The sequence below is a fragment of the Brucella pseudintermedia genome (assembly GCF_008932435.1).
Lineage (GTDB): Bacteria > Pseudomonadota > Alphaproteobacteria > Rhizobiales > Rhizobiaceae > Brucella > Brucella pseudintermedia.
Genome location: NZ_WBWE01000002.1, coordinates 379,160 through 393,142 on the forward strand (window position 1 = coordinate 379,160; position 13,983 = coordinate 393,142).

Genomic DNA, 13,983 nt, shown 5'->3' on the forward strand with positions numbered 1-13,983 from the left:
GATCATTCCTGATTTTGTTTTTTGGTGAAGACGGCATTTAATCCGCCAGCAAGAAGCCCAAGCAGAATTAAAGGCGGAAGGGAGAGAAGAACGACAGCGGCATTGAGAATGCCCCATGGCACATTCATGCCGAGCTGTGACATTTCAGAAGCTATGATCGGCAATGTTTTGGCGCGAGACGTCGTCAGCATCATTGCCAGCAGGAATTCATTCCAGACCAGTACGAAGGAAAAAGCGATGGCGCCGAATATCTGAAATCGGGCTATAGGCAGGGCAATTCGGAAAAAAGTTCCATAACGTCCCAATCCATCGACCCGGGCCGCTTCCTCGACATGGAGGCTCACGCGCTCGAACGCGGGAACCGACAACCAGATCGTAATCGATGCAGTAATGATCAGATAGGTTACGATGAGAGACAGGCGGCTGTCGTAGAGATCAAGCGAAAGCCAGATCACCAGCATCGGAATGGCCACTGCCACCGGCGGCAGAAAACGCAAGGACAGAACGAAGAACTGAGCTTCGGCTGTAATCCGGTTCTTGTATCGCGCGATCACATAGGCTGCGGGTACGCCAATCAGAGCGCCAATGACGACAGCGGCCGAGCAGATGATCAGCGAGTTCGTAAGCGCACGCGCAACCGAACGACGATTGAGCACATAGCTCATATTGTCCCATACGGGCTGAAAGAGAATTTTCGGCGTGCTGACCAGAAGATCGGCGTTGGTCTTGAACGCATTGAGCAGAGTCCACAGCAATGGCAACACAACAAGCGCTGCCGCAAAGACAAGGACCGTGCGCAGAAGGATGGTCGAAATCTTCATCGGTTCAGTCTCTTCCAGGCGACAGTGAAAATGACGATGGTCAGCAGCATCATGATGACGGCCATCGACGAGGCGTAGGAGATTTTTCCGGACTCGATGAAGCCTTGCGAATAGGCGTACATATCAAGCGTTTCGGTCGAAATGCCCGGACCGCCCCGCGTCATGACATAAACCAGATCAAAAGAACGCAGGCTTTCGATGGCCTTGACGAGCAGAAGGCTGATCAGCGGCGTCTTGAGCATCGGAAGGGTGATGAAGCGATGGACTTCCCACCTTTTGGCGCGATCGATGCGAGCCGCTTCCAAAGGCTGGACCGGCAACGCTTCGAGCAGTTTCAGGATGATGACCGCGAAAAACAGCCCCCATTGCCAGACGTCCACGAAAGCAACGGCAAGAAGCGCGCCGGCTGGCGTGGAAAGTATATCGGGCGTGGCCCCGGTCAGTTCACGGACAGGCCAGGTCAGGGCGCCGTAAAGTGGATGGAAAGCAAACTTCCATACGAATGCTGCGCAAACGCGCGGCAACAACACAGGAATAATGAACAGGACGCAAAGAATATTTCGCAGGCGCGGGCTGGCGGCTTCGAACATCGCAATACCAAGCCCGATGCCGGTCAGCATGGTAAGTGCCACGGTCAGGACTTCCCATTTCAGCGAAACCCACAATGCGTTGAGAAAACGCGGATCGCTGAGCAGAGCGGCATAGTTCGCAAACCAGACATATTCAGCCGCTGGCTGTGACAAGGTCCTGTTCTGCAGCGAAATCGCAATCGCAAAAACAGTCGGAACCAGCGCCAGAATGACGAGAATGAGCAGGGTTGGCCCAAGGAAAAGATATGGGAGCGAGCGTCCACGTTGCATGAACATTCCTTGTCTGAAGGCGGTGACTGGGACGGCCCGGCAGCGTGAGGCGCACGTGGCTTTCAGGGCAGTACCCATCTTGGGAGGCGGGGCGGTTTCGACCGATGTGGCCGCAAAACCGCCCCGAACGCGCGATGCCTAGAGCTTCTCAGCGAATGACTGAAGCTCGTCGAGCGTCGCTTTGACATCCTTGCGGCTGCCGGTGATAAGTTCTTCCAGCATGATGCCCCACTGATTGCCCAATTCCTGCCAGCGTGCATCCTGCCAGAAAGTTACCGTCGTGCGAGCGCCGGTAGCGGCCATTGCATCTGCAAGGTTCTGTCCGAACGTCTCGGCATACTTCGGGCTTTGATAGGTGCTGGTGCGTGTCAATTCACCGGGCTGACCCGCTGCCAGACGACGGGCTTCCTGCTCCTTGGAGGTCGCCCATGCCACGAACAGTCCGGCGCAAGCCTTATCCTCGTCCGTCGCATTGGCCTTGGACGCAATTGCAAATCCATGCGCGTAGCCAGCTCCCGGAAGAGGCGTTGGCGGAACCGCGAAGGCGACCTTGTCCGCCACCTGGCTCTGTGCCTTATCGACCGACATGCCGCCAAGGGGAGCCGATTCAATGATAATTGCTACCTTGCCTGCCCGGAAAGCACCGGTGGATTCGTCCCACGAACCCGTCTGAGTGCCGGGAGCGGAATATTTGAAAAGATCGAGATATTCCTCAGTTGCCTTCACTGCCGCGTCCGAGTTGAAAGCAGGCTTGCCATCCTTGAACCATTCGCCGCCATTTGCCTTGAACAGCGGCATCCACCGCCAGACATTGGCGCCCGAGCCGCGCTGTCCGCGCAATGCGGTCCCATAGACGCCATTGTCCGGATCATGCAACTTGGCGACAGCTGCCTTGTATTCGTCCCAGGTCTTTGGCGGCTGGAGGCCAGCTTTTTCGAGCAGATCGGTACGATAGACCATCAGGTCGCCGCCGCCCTGAACTGGTGCAAACCACTGCTTGCCGTCATAAGTGGCAGCCGCACGCATGCCGGCGTCGAAATCGTCGTAATCATTTTCCTTGGGGTAAAAGCCTTCGAGCGGAACGATCCAGCCCGACGATGCAAACAATGCGAGATTGGCTTCATCGACATAGTAGACATTGTAGCTGCCTACGGTCGATGCATCCGCCTGTGACTTGGCGCGGCGGTCATTCTCGTTCAGATAGCTAATTTCAAAACCGGCGCCGGAGAGTTCCTCAAACTCGTCCACATAGTCTTCAAGCAAAGTAAGGCCATCGCGCGGTTGCGCCAGAACTCTTACATCCTTGCTGCAAACCGCAGCCGCCATGGCGCTGGATGCGGCAGTGAGCGCTATGACAGCGCAACCGGTACGCAAAAATGTACGTAGCATGTCGTTCCTCCCATTATGTTCCACCGGATGCTCCTCTTCCCCGCATCCTGTGGGTTGAATTTTGTAAAAACGGCGAGAAGGGACTAGTTTGCTTTTTGTCAATAATTGATACTATTTTGATATTATAGCGCCTTATGCGGTGAGATATCATGGTTCTATCATCGGAAATTTCGTCCTCCCTGCCGAACGCCTATGCTGCCACGCGAGAGCGCATCACGCTGCCGGGCGGGAAGTCCTATCTCATCCGCCGCGACGACTATCCCAATCCGATATGCATCTGGAACTATCATCCTGAGTGGGAAATCCACTATATTCCTCAAGCACAGGGTCTGGCCTATGTTGGCGATTACGTGGGGCCATTTCAGCCCGGGCATCTTGTCCTGACCGGGACGAACCTGCCCCATAACTGGATTACGCCGGGCGCGGCATCCATTCCGGGCCGTGATCTCGTACTCCAGTTCAATGCCGATGCACTTATTCAGGTTCGGTCGGTTTGCCCTGAATTCGAAGTGCTGCATCGCCTGAAAGAATTATCCCGGCGGGGGATCGAAATCACAGGTCACGAAGCGCTCGATATCGGGGAAATGATATTGGCATTGCACCGGCAATCGGATGCAGCGGGCCTGGGCCTTTTTCTTGATATATTGAATGCAATCGATAGCGCTGGGCAAAAGCGCCCCCTTGCGAGCGAGCATTTCGTATCGCTCTATAGCGAAGCCTCCGACAAGCGGCATCGGCGTATCGATCAGGCGATCCAGATTCTGCAATCCAACCCTGACCGCCAGATGCAGGATGTCGCCGAAGCTGTCGGCCTCGACACAGCGTCTTTCTCCCGCGCTTTCAAGCGGCTGACAGGAATGACGTTCTCGACTTACAGCCGTTCTGTTCGGGTGTGGCGGGCGCGAACCTTGCTGGTAGAAACGGATCTTGCAATAACCGATATTTGTTTTGAAGCGGGCTTCAACAACCTCTCCAATTTCAACCGCTATTTCTTGCTGGAAACGGGGCTCACTCCGCGCGCATATCGAAACGCTGCCCATATCCGAGACAGTTCGATTGCGGCAGCATCACGGACGCTGTAAGCGCCCTGTGAAGTGCGGTAGCCAGCGTGAATGAAACCTTTTCGTCAGGTTCTTGTTAACCATGCTGGAGGACATGGCCATGCAGTTGATTTTTTGGATTGAGATCGTAGCGATCCTGGCCGTCAGCGCTGTCGTCTTCGGCATCACCTGGATCGAGACCCACAAGAAGTGAACCCGCTAACCGGGTGTCACCTCCAATCGACACCGTCGATATGCTCCCTTTCATAAATCACGACGCTGATTGATATCCCTGCATGACCTGAAATCTGTTTGGCCGCTGCTCAGCTATGAGTTTTTTCCTTATTTCCTGGAGGTTTTGGCATTGAGTGCCTCGTTTCCAAGGCGCTTGCAGTGCTAGAAGTTTTTTCAGCACGAAATGGAATTATCCTGAAAGCGGCGCCCGAAACATACCATCACAAGAGTATAATTTCGTACGGTTTGCACCACGATTATATCATAAACGGACGTCACGATCAGCTCTATATCTTGCCATCGGAGATGCAGACCATGATTCACTCGACATCCAATACCGCCGCCTCGAGTGCACCGGAAGCCGGTTTTCATGCGTTTGGCAATTCGCGCATGCTTCAGGAATTGCAGGCGAAAGTCGAAGACGCCAAGCGCAAGGCCAATAACAGCCTGCACCGCGCCCGGTCCGCACCCGGGCCGCATGTAACGACGAACGCCTTTTTCCTGTCTCTCTATGAAGAACATCTCCGCGATCGGGAATCGTTGTTTTCGTCTCTAAGACAGCTTGATGACATGCGCAAAAATGCGAGGGTCTAAGGCGACGCATCGGGTTGCCGAATAAAGCATCAGCCTCTACTACGAGGATGAAATCCAAACGCATTAATCCTGATAGGCAAGACTATCGCTGAAATTGCCGCTGAAATTTCGGCCGGCTTCGCGGGCGATATTGGCCACAAGCGTGATCAGACGTGTCGCCGCGCTTTCGAGATAGATGGCGCTATAGCTGGTTGCGGGGAAAACAGCGTTAGTGTTCAGCACTTGGAGCTCGCCGGTCCGTAGCTCTTTCTGGATAACCACCGGCGGAATGACGGAAATTCCGACGCCCGCCGAAATCATGTTGATCGTTGTGGTGAGCGAGTTGGAGTAGTGAACGGTTGCGTCTTTCAGCCGTTCTTCCGAGAAATAATTGATGATCTGCTGATAATTATAGGAGCCGCTCTCATAGGAAATGAGATTACAGCCAAGCAGATCATCGCGTGACAGAACATCTTCCGCGCCACCCGGAAACTGATTGCTGCGCGCTATCCAGAACATGCCAAAAGTACATATGTCGACAATGCGCAGGTTGGGTGTCGGTTCGGGCTTGATGGCAAAAACGATATCGAGCTCGCGCTGCTCCAGTTTCTGCACGACCCCCTTCGAAGATGAAGTAGTGATCGAGATGCGTATCTTCGGATAACGCTGGCGGACAATATCGAGAATACCCGGCAATATGGTCATGGCGAGGCTTGGAACGATGCCGATCTTCAGCGTTCCTTCGAGCCCGTTTTGCGGGCTCAGGCTTTCCACCAGATCATGGTAACGGCGCACGACATCACGCGCCCCCTCAACAAAAGCTTCGCCTTCCGCCGTCAGGTTGACGTCGCGGGCGTCGCGATCGAAGAGCCGGAAACCCAATTCCTGCTCCATGGCGCCAATACGATTGGATATTGCTGCCGGCGTCATGTTGAGGCGAGCCGCCGTCGCCCGGAAATTGCGTAGTTCCGACAGCCAGATCACCGTTTCCAGAAAACGGATATTCATGGACGGGCAGGTTCCTTCCCATTTCAGTCACCCGCGCGTGTTTCTTGCAGTCCCTTATTGCGCTTCGGGCAACCAGATTCGTCCTTTCCTTCTAAGACACTTGCGGGATGAAAATAAGCAAATAGTCATCTTCCATCTCACAAATGATAGGGCCGGTCGCAACCGGCCCCGTCAGATCAACCTCCCGCGTGAGCGAGAACTTTCTTGGTGGCGCCAGAAACATCACCCAGCTTGAGACCGGTCTTCACCGACGCTTCGCGTGCCTTGCCCTTGTCCTGTATGTCGAGCGCGCGCGAAGCGACGGCGTTCACTTCTTCACGCGGCAGGACCAGAACCCCGCTTTCATCGGCCAGAATGGCATCACCGGGATTGACGACGACACCGCCGCAGGAGACAGGAATATTGATACCGCCGCCCAGATCATAAAGCCGCGTGGTGATAGGCGAGATGCCCCTTGCCCACATCGGAAAATCGGAATCCTCAATTTCCGTCAGGTCCGTGCAGGGGCCATCCACGATGCCTGCTACAGCGCCGGAGGCCTTTGCCGCGATGGTCACACCGCCGCCCCAGCACGCATAGCGGTCGTCACCCATCCGGTCCACCACCAGAATATCGCCGGGACGGAGCATTCCGGTTACGTGGTGAAGCAGGGTGGAATCGGGACCCGGTATGGCGATGGTGACAGCGGTGCCGACCACCCGGCGCTTGGGGAGGAGCGGCTGGATAGAGCGGTGCATGAAGCCGAAGAACCGCCAGTGTCCGACAGTAGCCGTTTCGACGCCTGACAGGAGCTTGAGATCGCTTTCGGGCACCTGTTCCGGCATGGGATTGATCGTATACATGGGTCCCTCCTATGCGCAGGCCTGCAACTGCTTGCCGATGCGGCGATGGCTGACCATGGGGATAAGCGAACGCACACGTTCAATCTGCGCGCGTTCGATACGCGCCGTCACAAAGCCGATACCATCGGACGCGCGCGCCACGACATGGCCCCACGGATCGCAGACCAGCGAGTGGCCATAGGTATGACGTCGCTCGCCGTTCGATACCGTGCTGCCGGTCTGGCCGCAGGCGGCAAAATAGGTCTGGGTTTCGATGGCACGGGCACGTGCCAGCACCTCCCAGTGGTCTTTGCCGGTTTGCAACGTAAATGCGGCGGGAAGCACGATGACATCGGCACCGGCCTTTTCCAGTTCCAGATAGAGTTCGGCAAAACGGATATCGTAGCAGATCGCGCAGCCGATCTTGAACCCGTCGAGATCATAGACGACGACATTCTCGCCCGGCTTGACGGTGGCGGATTCCTTGTAGGCCGTGCCGTCCGGCCCGACGATGTCGAACATATGGATCTTGCGATAATGCGCAATCTCCCTGCCCTCGCGGTTGAAGACGAAGGTGGAGTTGTAGATGCGCTTTTCGTTCGGAACCTTTTCCATCAGGGTTCCGGCATGAACGAAGACCTTATGCTCACGGGCAAAATCTTGCGCCATCTTGTAGGCAGGGCCACCGGGAACGCTCTCTGCGGCTGCAAGCTTTTCTTCCGGGCTGCCACCATAATATTCGAAATATTCGGGAAGCACGACCAGGTCTGGAGAATCCGTGCGCACGGCTTCTTCCATCAATCCCCGCGTAATGCGCAGGTTTTCCGCCTTGTCGGTCTGCGGGCTCGTTTGGATCAGGCTAATCTTCATTTTTTCCTCCAGCGAATGAATGCGTATTCAGTTCAGGTGATCGTCAAGCAACGAGGGCTTCGCTTTTCAGCATGTTCACGGTTGAAACCATGCCTTGGCGAAGCGTCATGTTCTGGGTGGCGACAACCAGCATCGCGGCACCCTCTTCCTGCGCGAAGCGCCGTTCGGCTTCCGTCCAGGCGGGCATGATCCATGGCTTCCCGGCAGCGCGTGCAGCGGCGGCACACCGGCGCAGGTCAGCCTTGTCGTCATCATTGAAAGCGTAGGCTCCCCGCCCCCGCGCAAGCGCTAGATCCGAAGGGCCGGGAAACAGGCCATCAACCGTATCGAGCGCAATGATCTTCTCGACATCGGCAAGGCTTTCCGCCGTCTCGATCATGGCGAAGCATTTGGTGCGCTTGTTCTCTTTTTCGAAAGCATCGGTTGCCGGGCGGGCGTAGCCGAAAATGCGACCACCGGTATAAGAGCGAGTGCCAACGAGCGGATATTTTGCAGCTTTTGTCACCTGATGCGCATGTTCCACGCCAAGAATATGCGGAACGATGACGCCATCCGATCCGAAGTCCAGCGCCTGCTGGATGGCTTCTGGCGTCGGTGCCAGCACCTTGGTCAGGGTGGAGAGATCCTGTGCCTTGGTGAAAGCCAGAAACTGGTCCAGCGTCGACAGGTCGAAGGTACCGTGTTCGAGTTCGAGAACGAAGGATGAGAAGCCGCAGGTCCGGGCAATTTCGAGATAGCTGAAATGCGGTTGCGACATCCAGAGGGCGATATTTTCCATGCTTGCAGTCACTTTCAGTTGGGAGGTTATTTGCCGATTGTGCGTGACAATCCGAGTGTGCGCTCGATGACGAAGATGATGAGCAGCGTCGCCGCGATCAGAACGACCGAGATGGAAGCGGTCATCGGGTCGGTGCGGCTTTCGACATAGTTGAAGATTTCGACCGGCAGCGTCGTCATGCGCGGTCCGGTGATGAAGAGCGAGATCACCACCTCATCGAAGGACAGGAGGAAGGACAAAGCCGCACTTGCCACCAAGCCCGGCATCATCAACGGCAAGGTGATGCGACGAAACACGGTGAACGGCGATGCGCCCAGCATCGTAGCCGCCTCCTCCACCGATGGCGGCAAGGTCGAGAACGCCGTTATCATGATGCGGATGACGTAAGGCGTTGTCACGATCAGATGGGCGATCACCAGACCGGTGAACGTTCCAAGCAGTTCCAGTCTCACGAAGACCAGCAGTATGGCGAGGCCAAGCACGATGGACGGCAGAAGCAGCGGCGCAGTGAAAAGGTTCAGCACCGCTTCGCGTCCACGGAACTGGTAACGGCGGATCGCATAGGCCGCGGGAATACCCGCCAGAAGCGACAGGACGGTCACGACCGATGCAATGCCGAGGCTGATCCAGAACGCCTGGATAAGCGTTTCGTGCTGCAGCATTTCCGCATACCAGCGCACGCCCCAGCTCTGCGGCGGGAAAGTGAGATAGTTGTCGTTGCTGAACGACAGCGGCACGACGACCAGAATGGGGGCCAGCAGAAACAGATAGAGCAGGCCGACCAAAAGGCGAAATGGCAATGAAGTTGAACCAATCATCTCGTTTCTCCTTGCCGGTCAGTCGATGCGACGTGCGATGCGGGAATAGACCATCAAGGCGAGACCGAAGATGATCAGGACAATGACGGAGGTTGCGGCAGCGCGCGGCCATTCAAGCTGGATCACGGCCTGATCGTAGATTTCCGTCGCCAGCAGGAACACGCGCCCGCCGCCAAGCAATTTCGGCGTGATGAAGGAACTGATCGCCAGCACAAAGCAAAGCAGGCAGCCAAGCGCGATACCCGGCAAGGTGAGCGGCAGGATGATCCGGCGAAACCGCGTGAAGGCATTGGCGCCAAGCGATGCAGCGGCCTCCTCAAGCGAGGCGTTCAGGCGTCCGAAACCGGCAATCAGCGACAGCGCCATATAGGGGATCAGGATTTCCACCATGCCGATGAATACGCCGAGCGTATTATTGACGAGCCTGATGGGAGAGGAAATGATGCCGAGGTTCATCAAGGCTCCATTGACGAGCCCCTGATCGCCCAGAAGCACCATCCAGCCATAGGTGCGCACCACACTGCTGACGAGCAGCGGCGAGACCGTCACCACGAAAAGAAAGTTGCGCCAGACCGGCGAAACGCGGTGCAGGAAAAGCGCAATTGGATAGGCGCAGATGAGGGTTGCCAGCGTGATGAACGCGCTCAGCCAGAGCGAGTTGAACACCAGACCCCAATTGAAGCTGTCGGTGAAGAAATTAATGTAGTTTTCGAACGTGTAGCGGTCCGTCAGAACACCGCCGCTTTCGCTCTGCAGGAAGGATATCTGCGCCAGATGCGCAACCGGCGCGATGAATGCGATGAGGTTGATCAAGGCCATCGGCAGAAGAAGTGCAACGGCCACAAGACTGTAGCGCCTGCGCCTCGATGACTTTGCCGGGATGATGTCGGTCGATGTGATCGCTGTCATGACATCAGCTCCCGAAAACCAGCATGTCTTCCGGTTTCCATTCGCACAGCAGCCGGTCGCCGGTATGGAATGCATGTCCCGCGCTCGCGGTGGGCACCTCCACTTTCAGGCAAGCGCCTTCGATCTCGATGTCATATTGAACGATGTCACCAATATAGGTCGTGCGCTCGACCACACCGTGCGCGCTGTTGGTTACGACGCTAACAAGATTGCGATCGCGGTTAGGCGTGAGATTGATGCGATGCGGACGAATGGCAATCTGCCCTGCCCCGCGCGACTTTCCATGCGTGTTGCAGCGATAGGTGGCGCTGCCAAGACGACAGACATTTTCGTCTACGATCTCGCAATCATGGACATTGGCGCGACCGACAAATTTGGCGACAAACAGGGAGGACGGCTTTTCATAGATTTCTTCCGGCGAACCGAGCTGTGCCAGCTTGCCGCTATCCATCACGCCGACGACGTCACACATTGTCAGTGCTTCTACCTGGTCATGCGTGACGAAAACGGTCGTGATGTCGAGGCGTTTCTGAATCTCGCGGATTTCAATCCGCATATCGTCACGCAGCTTCGCGTCCAGATTGGACAGGGGCTCATCAAGCAGAAGAATGCGCGGGCGGATGACCAGCGCGCGCGCCAGCGCCACGCGCTGCTGCTGGCCGCCGGACATTTCCTTGGGCTTGCGCGAGCCATAGCCGGGAAGCCGGACCATTTCGAGTGCTTCTTCGACCCGCTTCTTCGCCTCAGCCTTGGCGACCTTGCGCATATCGAGACCGAAAGCGACATTCTCGGCCACCGTCATATGCGGGAACAGGGCATAGTTCTGGAAAACCAGACCGATATCGCGCTGATGAGGCGGCTTGTGCGAGATATCGTTGCCGTCGATCAGGATGTTGCCGTCAGAAATCGAGGCGAGACCGGCAATCATACGCAATGTCGTGGTCTTGCCACAACCGGATGGACCGAGGAGGCCCAGCAGTTTTCCGCGCGGCAGATCGAGATGAAGATCGTCTACAGCCCGGTAGTTGTTACCGTAAAGCTTTGTGAGGGCCTTCAACTGTAGAAATGAGCTTTCTGCTACCATATCGAAACCTGTAAGGGATCGTTGCCGCCCCGGCGAAACGAGGCGGAAGCGTGAATTTCAGGGTGAGGTAGGGATTTAACGACCAGCCGGAATGATCTGGCGACGCCAGGGATTGAGCAGCTTGTCGCGCATATCGCCAATGGTCATCCAGTTGACGGGGATCAGCTTTTCACGCTGGGCCGGGTCCATGAATGGAATACGCTTTTTCGTTTCACCGTTCACGTCCGCCTTCGTGTTCGATGGCGCATAGAACATGATCTCGGCGAACCGGGCCTGTGCCTCGGGGCTTATCGCATAATCGATGAAAGTCCTGGTTGCATCGAGGTTCTTGCCGTTGGCAATCGCACTGATGACGTTCACTTGCGCGGCTGTTCCTTCCTTGGGCCCGACCGACTGAAGTTTTCCGCCGGTCTGGTCGAAATAGAACTGGGCACGCGCATTATAACCGATGGACAAGGTCGCCGTGCCGTTTGCAACCAGCGTATAGGCATCGGGCTTCGGTTCCCATGTCTGCACGGCCGGCGCCAGTTCCACCAGCTTGTCGACGCCGGGGTCCACGGTCTTCGTATAATCGTCTTCACCGGCGAGGCGGTTCGCAATGATCGTCAGCAGGATGGCCTGAATATCGCCGCCACCCTGTGCCGGGATGATGACCTTGCCGCTTTGCTGCTTGTCCCAAAGCGCTTCCCAGCTATCCGGTGGACCCTTGGCAAATGCATCGTGATTATAAAGGAGCGAAAGCGTGTCATATGTGATCGGAATTGCCGAACCAGCGAGTTCCTTGCCGAGATCGGCCACATCCGCGTAATTTTTGAGCGATGCCGGGTCGAGCTTTTCGACCAGTCCCTCCTCATCGGCAATCTTGGCGACCGAAAGATCGTAAATCACCGCATCCGTCTGGGGTGAGGATTTCTGGGCGCGCATGTTGCCGAGCGATGTCGCTGCATTCTGCACACCGTAGTAAATGACCTTGATGTCGGGATGCTCCTTCTGGAACGGTTCGATGACGGCCTTGACGTAATTGTCCTGGAAAGCGCCGCGATACCCCATCACGGTAATTTCCGCAGCATTGGCCGTAAAAACAGTCATTGCCGAAACACTCAACGCTAAACTTGCCAGAAAAGCCGATTTTCTGTTGATCGAACGAGCCATCAGTCACTCCCCTTTTGTTTGAGGATAAGGTGAAGAATGGTGGCTGGAGCGTCCAACGACTTATTCTGTCCGCCTGTTCGATTTTGCTTTATCCCTTTGAGTTTCCCGGTTTTCTCCTTCCATATGACATGTAGCGGGATCGGGATGATGCAAATTGAATAACCGGCGTGATGAAATTGTAATCCTTTGCCTGTTTTTTGAGCAGATAATCTTAGCTTACATTGCGCGAATCCTGTCCGCCCGGTCGCGCTTGCCATTTCCGCCCTGAAAATGCAGCCGATTCAAAACTGGCACGATCCTTGCCTCTCTTAAATCGAACACCGAGCCGCGCGACACCGCATGACTTGTGGTGGTCGATCAACCGAGGATGACACAGAGAGACTAGCGATGACCAAGTACAAGCTCGAATACATTTGGCTCGATGGATGCAAGCCGGCTGCGAACCTGCGCGGCAAGACGCAGATCAAGGAATTCGACGCCTTCCCGACGCTTGAACAACTGCCGCTCTGGGGTTTCGATGGTTCCTCGACGATGCAGGCCGAAGGCCGCAGCTCCGATTGCGTGTTGAAGCCGGTCGCGATCTATCCCGATCCGGCGCGCAAGAACGGCGCGCTCGTGATGTGCGAAGTCATGATGCCGGACGGCGTCACCCCGCATCCGTCCAACAGCCGCGCAACTGTCCTCGAAGACGACGATGCATGGTTCGGCTTCGAGCAGGAATACTTCTTCTACAAGGATGGCCGTCCGCTCGGCTTCCCGGAACAGGGCTTCCCTGCGCCGCAGGGTCCTTATTACACGGGCGTCGGCTACAAGAATGTCGGTTCCATCGCCCGCAAGATCGTCGAGGAACATCTCGATCTCTGCCTTGATGCCGGCATTAATCACGAAGGCATCAATGCGGAAGTGGCCAAGGGCCAGTGGGAGTTCCAGATTTTCGGCAAGGGCTCAAAGAACGCCGCCGACCAGATGTGGATCGCCCGCTATCTCCTGCTTCGTCTTTGCGAGCAGTACGAGATCGACATTGAATTCCACTGCAAGCCGCTCGGCGACACCGACTGGAACGGCTCGGGCATGCACTGCAATTTCTCGACCAAATACATGCGTGAAGTGGGAGGCAAGGATTATTTCGAGGCCCTCATGGCGCAGTTCGAGAAGAATTTGCAGGACCATATCGACGTTTACGGCCCGGACAACCACATGCGCCTGACCGGCAAGCATGAAACCGCGCCGTGGAACAAGTTCTCCTACGGTGTTGCCGACCGCGGCGCTTCAATCCGCGTTCCGCACTCGTTCGTCAGGGATGGCTATCGCGGCTATCTGGAAGATCGCCGCCCGAACTCGCAGGGTTGCCCGTACCAGATCGCTTCGCAGGTCCTGAAGACGATTTCAGAAGTTCCGACTTCGGAAGACGAAGCACTCGCTGCCTGATTTTTGGACAAACGGCCTGCTCGATCCTCAAGCAGGCCGTTTGTCATTTTCTCCGAAAACCGCAAACAACAAAAAAGCAACGGTGTTAGGTGTCAAGCACCGTTGCGTTTGCGTCCCGGATTCTCGCGTTGAGGATAATGATCATTTTTCGCATGACGGCGACGAGTGCGACTTTGCTCGGCTTTCCCTTTTGCTTGA

14 protein-coding genes and 1 pseudogene are annotated in these 13,983 nt (G+C 56.1%); 3 read left to right on the forward strand and 12 right to left on the reverse strand.

Annotation, left to right across the window (positions count from 1 at the left end; translation table 11 throughout):
- Positions 1-2 precede the first annotated feature (2 nt).
- The 3 genes from F9K78_RS04395 to F9K78_RS04405 all read right to left on the reverse strand — a co-directional run bounded on the left by F9K78_RS04395 (position 3) and on the right by F9K78_RS04405 (position 3,070).
- A complete protein-coding gene (locus F9K78_RS04395) occupies positions 3-821 on the reverse strand; it encodes a carbohydrate ABC transporter permease (RefSeq protein WP_121987149.1) in 819 nt (272 codons plus the stop codon).
- Positions 818-1,681: a carbohydrate ABC transporter permease gene (locus F9K78_RS04400; protein WP_121981881.1), complete on the reverse strand. Its 864-nt coding sequence runs from the start codon at positions 1,679-1,681 to the stop codon at positions 818-820. Before F9K78_RS04400 ends, F9K78_RS04395 begins: the two co-directional genes overlap by 4 nt.
- Positions 1,682-1,819: 138 nt before the next feature.
- Positions 1,820-3,070, reverse strand: a complete 1,251-nt coding sequence (locus tag F9K78_RS04405; protein WP_121987150.1) for an ABC transporter substrate-binding protein — start codon at positions 3,068-3,070, stop codon at positions 1,820-1,822.
- A gap of 149 nt (positions 3,071-3,219) precedes the next feature.
- On the opposite strand from F9K78_RS04405, the gene F9K78_RS04410 reads away from it, so the two are divergent.
- Positions 3,220-4,152 (forward strand): AraC family transcriptional regulator, encoded by a 933-nt coding sequence (locus tag F9K78_RS04410; protein WP_121981879.1) that lies wholly within the window; start codon positions 3,220-3,222, stop codon positions 4,150-4,152.
- 351 nt (positions 4,153-4,503) lie between these two features.
- On the forward strand, positions 4,504-4,938 hold the full coding sequence (locus F9K78_RS04415; RefSeq protein ID WP_235925382.1) for a hypothetical protein: 435 nt from the start codon (positions 4,504-4,506) through the stop codon (positions 4,936-4,938).
- Positions 4,939-5,001: 63 nt separating this feature from the next.
- On the opposite strand, the gene F9K78_RS04420 is transcribed toward F9K78_RS04415, so the two are convergent.
- The 8 genes from F9K78_RS04420 to F9K78_RS04455 form a co-directional block, all read right to left on the reverse strand.
- The gene (locus F9K78_RS04420) at positions 5,002-5,925 is read right to left on the reverse strand and encodes a LysR family transcriptional regulator (RefSeq protein ID WP_121981878.1); all 924 of its coding nucleotides are present in this window, start codon (positions 5,923-5,925) and stop codon (positions 5,002-5,004) included.
- Between the two features lie 176 nt (positions 5,926-6,101).
- Entirely contained in the window at positions 6,102-6,767 is a 666-nt protein-coding gene (locus tag F9K78_RS04425; protein WP_121981877.1) for an RraA family protein, read from the reverse strand.
- Between the two features lie 9 nt (positions 6,768-6,776).
- Positions 6,777-7,616 carry a carbon-nitrogen hydrolase family protein gene (locus F9K78_RS04430; protein WP_121981876.1) on the reverse strand — a complete coding sequence of 280 codons (840 nt, stop codon included), beginning with the start codon at positions 7,614-7,616 and terminating at the stop codon, positions 6,777-6,779.
- Between the two features lie 43 nt (positions 7,617-7,659).
- Positions 7,660-8,394 (reverse strand): HpcH/HpaI aldolase family protein, encoded by a 735-nt coding sequence (locus tag F9K78_RS04435; protein WP_121981875.1) that lies wholly within the window; start codon positions 8,392-8,394, stop codon positions 7,660-7,662.
- A gap of 26 nt (positions 8,395-8,420) precedes the next feature.
- Positions 8,421-9,212, reverse strand: a complete 792-nt coding sequence (locus F9K78_RS04440; RefSeq protein WP_121981874.1) for an ABC transporter permease — start codon at positions 9,210-9,212, stop codon at positions 8,421-8,423.
- Between the two features lie 18 nt (positions 9,213-9,230).
- Positions 9,231-10,121, reverse strand: a complete 891-nt coding sequence (locus F9K78_RS04445; RefSeq protein WP_010659338.1) for an ABC transporter permease — start codon at positions 10,119-10,121, stop codon at positions 9,231-9,233.
- Positions 10,122-10,125: 4 nt separating this feature from the next.
- Entirely contained in the window at positions 10,126-11,205 is a 1,080-nt protein-coding gene (locus F9K78_RS04450; protein WP_121981873.1) for an ABC transporter ATP-binding protein, read from the reverse strand.
- A gap of 75 nt (positions 11,206-11,280) precedes the next feature.
- A complete protein-coding gene (locus F9K78_RS04455) occupies positions 11,281-12,357 on the reverse strand; it encodes an extracellular solute-binding protein (protein ID WP_121981872.1) in 1,077 nt (358 codons plus the stop codon).
- 387 nt (positions 12,358-12,744) lie between these two features.
- Between F9K78_RS04455 and F9K78_RS04460 the strand changes: the two genes are divergently transcribed.
- Positions 12,745-13,785: a glutamine synthetase beta-grasp domain-containing protein gene (locus tag F9K78_RS04460; protein ID WP_121981871.1), complete on the forward strand. Its 1,041-nt coding sequence runs from the start codon at positions 12,745-12,747 to the stop codon at positions 13,783-13,785.
- An 85-nt stretch (positions 13,786-13,870) separates the two neighbouring features.
- Here F9K78_RS04460 and F9K78_RS04465 read toward each other — a convergent pair.
- Positions 13,871-13,983, reverse strand: a pseudogene (locus F9K78_RS04465) (IS110 family transposase); the annotation flags it as partial.